This is a genomic window from Paenibacillus sp. P4_A7, from assembly GCF_056402455.1.
The window spans coordinates 1-3,872 of sequence record NZ_JBFUHJ010000504.1 but is presented as its reverse complement, the minus strand read 5'-3'; the positions used below and the strand labels follow the sequence as shown (position 1 = coordinate 3,872).

At 44.7% G+C, this 3,872-nt stretch carries 4 protein-coding genes; all 4 read right to left on the bottom strand.

All coding sequences use genetic code 11. The features are described from left to right. Positions 1 to 406: acyl-CoA thioesterase (locus AC1DWN_RS29850; RefSeq protein ID WP_477562496.1), on the bottom strand; the 406-nt coding region annotated here is incomplete at its 3' end. 169 nt (positions 407 to 575) lie between these two features. Then, positions 576 to 1,991: a dihydrolipoyl dehydrogenase gene (gene lpdA / locus AC1DWN_RS29845; RefSeq protein ID WP_477562495.1), complete on the bottom strand. Its 1,416-nt coding sequence runs from the start codon at positions 1,989 to 1,991 to the stop codon at positions 576 to 578. A 3-nt stretch (positions 1,992 to 1,994) separates the two neighbouring features. Continuing rightward, the gene (locus AC1DWN_RS29840; protein WP_477562494.1) at positions 1,995 to 3,308 is read right to left on the bottom strand and encodes a dihydrolipoamide acetyltransferase family protein; all 1,314 of its coding nucleotides are present in this window, start codon (positions 3,306 to 3,308) and stop codon (positions 1,995 to 1,997) included. Between the two features lie 133 nt (positions 3,309 to 3,441). Continuing rightward, the coding region (locus tag AC1DWN_RS29835; RefSeq protein WP_477562493.1) for a transketolase C-terminal domain-containing protein at positions 3,442 to 3,872 on the bottom strand (431 nt) is incomplete at its 5' end.

The following is a 3,872-nucleotide window of genomic DNA, read 5'->3' as shown; positions in this document are numbered from 1 at the left end:
GCGTATGTCTCTCAGGCGCAGATGCATTCAGCTGTTTTTCTAGTTCAGACTCTGGCACAACCGTTGGAACAGGAGTAGACTTGCCGTTCTCATCCAACGCAACGAAAGTGAAAAACGCTGTCACTGTCTTTTTGCGATCACCTTTGAATAGATCTTCAGACATAACTGACACGTAAATTTCCATAGAGCTCCGATTGGTCCATGACACGAAAGCTTCAACTTCAATGACTTCCCCTACACGAATAGGTCCCAAAAAATCCAAGCTGTCAGTTGAAGCTGTTACGACCTGCATTCGTGCATGCCTCATTGCTGCAATTGCAGCAACTTTATCCATATATTCCATCACTTTACCACCAAACATCGTATCGTAATGATTGGTGTCGAGAGGGAAAATAATCTGAGTCATTAAAGTTCTAGATTCACTTGCTGGTTTAAACGTCTGCTCCAAGCGTGATCCACTCCTCTAAACGTTGTATGTAACCTTTATATAAGTATAAAAAGGCCACGCGACTGGTACAGCCGCGTGACCTCTAGTATAGCTAAACGGCTTCTATTCGAGCCATCGAGCCATTTAATTATTTAATGAAAGTGTGGATCGGGTGACCTAATGCAACTTCTGCTGCGTCAAGCACGATCTCGCCAAGTGTAGGATGCGCATGGATAGTAAGTGCAATATCCTCAAGTGTTGCACCCATCTCGATTGCTAGAGCAAGCTCAGCAATCATGTTGGAAGCTTCAAGACCAATGATTTGCGCGCCGAGTACAAGACCGGAATCTGCATCGGATACGAGTTTAACAAAGCCTTCGTTTGCATTCAGCGACATTGCACGTCCATTAATAGCGAACGGGAATTTACCTAGCTTCACGTTGTGGCCTTTATCTTTTGCTTCCTTCTCAGACAATCCAACGCTTGCGCATTCCGGATCGGAGAAGCAGACAGCAGGTACGCATTTATAATCGATAACACTTGATTGACCTGAGATTGCTTCTGCAGCAATACGGCCTTCGTACATTGCTTTATGCGCAAGCGCAGGACCAGCAATGATGTCACCAATCGCATAAATGTGTGGAATGTTTGTACGGCATTGCTCATCAACCTCAACTAGACCACGATCGGACAGCTTCATGTTAATAAGATCAAGACCCAATTCGCCATCCGTATTTGGACGACGTCCAACGGTTACAAGCAAGTAATCCGCTGTTACTTTTTCTTCTTTGTCGCCAACTGTGTAAGTTATAGTTACGTCTTTATCCGTTTGCTCCGCACCTTTTGCTTGTGCGCCAGTAATGATATCCACGTTTGTGCTTTTCAGTTTCTTAGCAACGATTGAAGACATATCTTTATCGAATCCAGGCAAAATAGCATCTGAGCCTTCGATTACTGTTACTTTTGTTCCGAATTTGGAGTACATTTGTCCAAGCTCGATTCCGATATAACCGCCGCCGATAACGACAAGGCTTTTCGGGATTTCTGGAAGTGACAAAGCGCCTGTTGAAGACACGATGCGACCAGTGAAAGGGAAAGCTTTCAGTTCAATTGGACGTGAGCCTGTTGCAATAATACAGTTTTTGAAACGGTAGCGAGGCGCTTCTTGATCGTTGAATACGCGTGCTTCGTTTTCGTTGATGAACATAACTTCACCTTGGAAATATTGAACCTTGTTTGCTTTCAACAAGGAAGCAACGCCGCCGGTCAATTTTTTCACGATGCCGTTTTTAAACTCTTGTACTTTAGTGAAGTCAACCTTCGCTTCACCAACCTCGATACCGAATGCTGATGCATGGCTGATTGATTCAAACTGATGCGACGCGGAAATAAGCGCCTTTGAAGGGATACAGCCTACGTTTAAGCATACGCCGCCCACATGTTCTTTATCTACGATAAGTACATTTTGACCAAGCTGTGCAGCACGAATTGCTGCTACATAACCACCAGGTCCTGCACCGATAATTAGAGTGTCAATATCTAGGGAAGCATCACCTACGACCATGTCTTATACCTCCATTATGAACAGTTCCGGTTGACCCAGAAGCTGTTTGATGTAGTTCATAAAGTTTTGAGCTGTTGCGCCGTCAATTAGACGGTGATCAAAGCTCAGGGAAAGTGCCATTACTGGTGCTGCTACAATCTCGCCATTGCGAACGATCGCTTTCTCGGTAATGCGGCCCGTACCAAGTATAGCAACTTCAGGGAAGTTGATAACTGGTGTGAAGAACATACCGCCAGCAGAACCAATGTTAGAGATTGAAATTGTGCTGCCCTTCAATTCACTTCCTGAAAGTTTACCGTCACGACCACGTACAGCTAAATCGCGAATGGAGTCAGCAATCTTAAAGAGATTTTTACGATCCGCATCATCAATAACAGGAACGATCAAGCCGTTATCTGTATCAGTTGCGATTCCGATGTTGTAGTATTTGCGATAAACGATCTCTTGGTTAGCCTCGTCAAGCGTCGAGTTCAYAATCGGGAACTCACGGCACGCTGCAACGAGCGCCTTCACGATAAACGGCAAGTAAGTAAGCTTAGAGCCTTTTTTCTCAGCATAAGGCTTATACTTCGCACGAAGCGCTACAAGCTCTGTAACATCAACTTCATCCATGATCGTTACATGTGGAGCTGTGTAGACCGATTTGGACATCGCATTTGCGATTATTTTACGGATACCTTTGAAAGGTACGCGCTCTTCTGGACGATAAGCTGTACCAGTAGCTGCTGGTGCTTTCGCTTCGCTCGCTGCTTGTACTTCTGCTGTCGCAGTAGGTTGTGCTGTTGATGCTGCCGCTTCTGTTGAAGCAACTGGCGCTCCGTCAAATCCATTCACATCATCACGCGTGATACGACCGTTTTTGCCTGTTCCGCCAACTTGCGTAAGGTCTACGCCCTGCTCACGAGCAAACTTACGAACGCTAGGGGTCGCAAGCACAAGACCGCCTGTTGCTTTTGGAGCAGCTGTAGTAGTAGGTGCTGCCGCCGGAGCTGCTGCTTCCACAACTGGAGCTGGTGCCGCTGGTTCTGGTGTTTTTGCTGGCTCAGCAGCAGGTGCTGCTTGCTCAGGCAATTCGCCCTCAGCATCGATAACTGCAACAACTTCGCCAACATGACAAACTTGTCCGTCCTTCACAAGCACTTCCAAAACTTTACCATTTACAGGACAAGGCACTTCAACAATTGCCTTATCATTTTGAACTTCCATAATAATATCGTCATCTGTAACCGTATCGCCGACTTTGATATGCACTTTAATAATTTCACCTTCGTGCAATCCTTCGCCTAGCTCTGGAAACCGATATTCAAATTTAGCCATCGGTCGAAACCTCCTTAAAGTTTTGTGAATACAAAACTTGCATCGTAAGCATTATCTTAGTTTTGTGAATACAAAACTACTTCTTAAGCATTATCTTAGTTTTGTGAATACAAAGCTTATTTCATATTTTAATTTAGAAGCTCAGTACTTTTTGTACAGCTGCTGAAATACGAGCTACGTTAGGGAGCCATTCATCCTCAACTTGAGCGAATGGATATACCGTATCTGGACCAGCAACACGAAGCACTGGTGCTTCTAGGTGCAAGATTGCTTTTTCGTTGATTTGAGCGATAACTTCCGCAGCTACACCGGATGTTTTTTGCGCTTCTTGTACAACTATAGCTCTGTTGGTTTTTTTAATGGAAGCTACAATGGTGTCGATATCAAGAGGTACAAGCGAACGTAGGTCAATAACTTCTACTTTAACGCCTGTTTTCTCAAGTTCTTCTGCCGCTTTAACAGCTGTGTGAACCATCATGCCATAAGTAATGATCGTTACATCGCTACCTTCACGAACTACATTAGCTTTACCAATTTCAACTGTGTATTCACCTTCAGGCACAT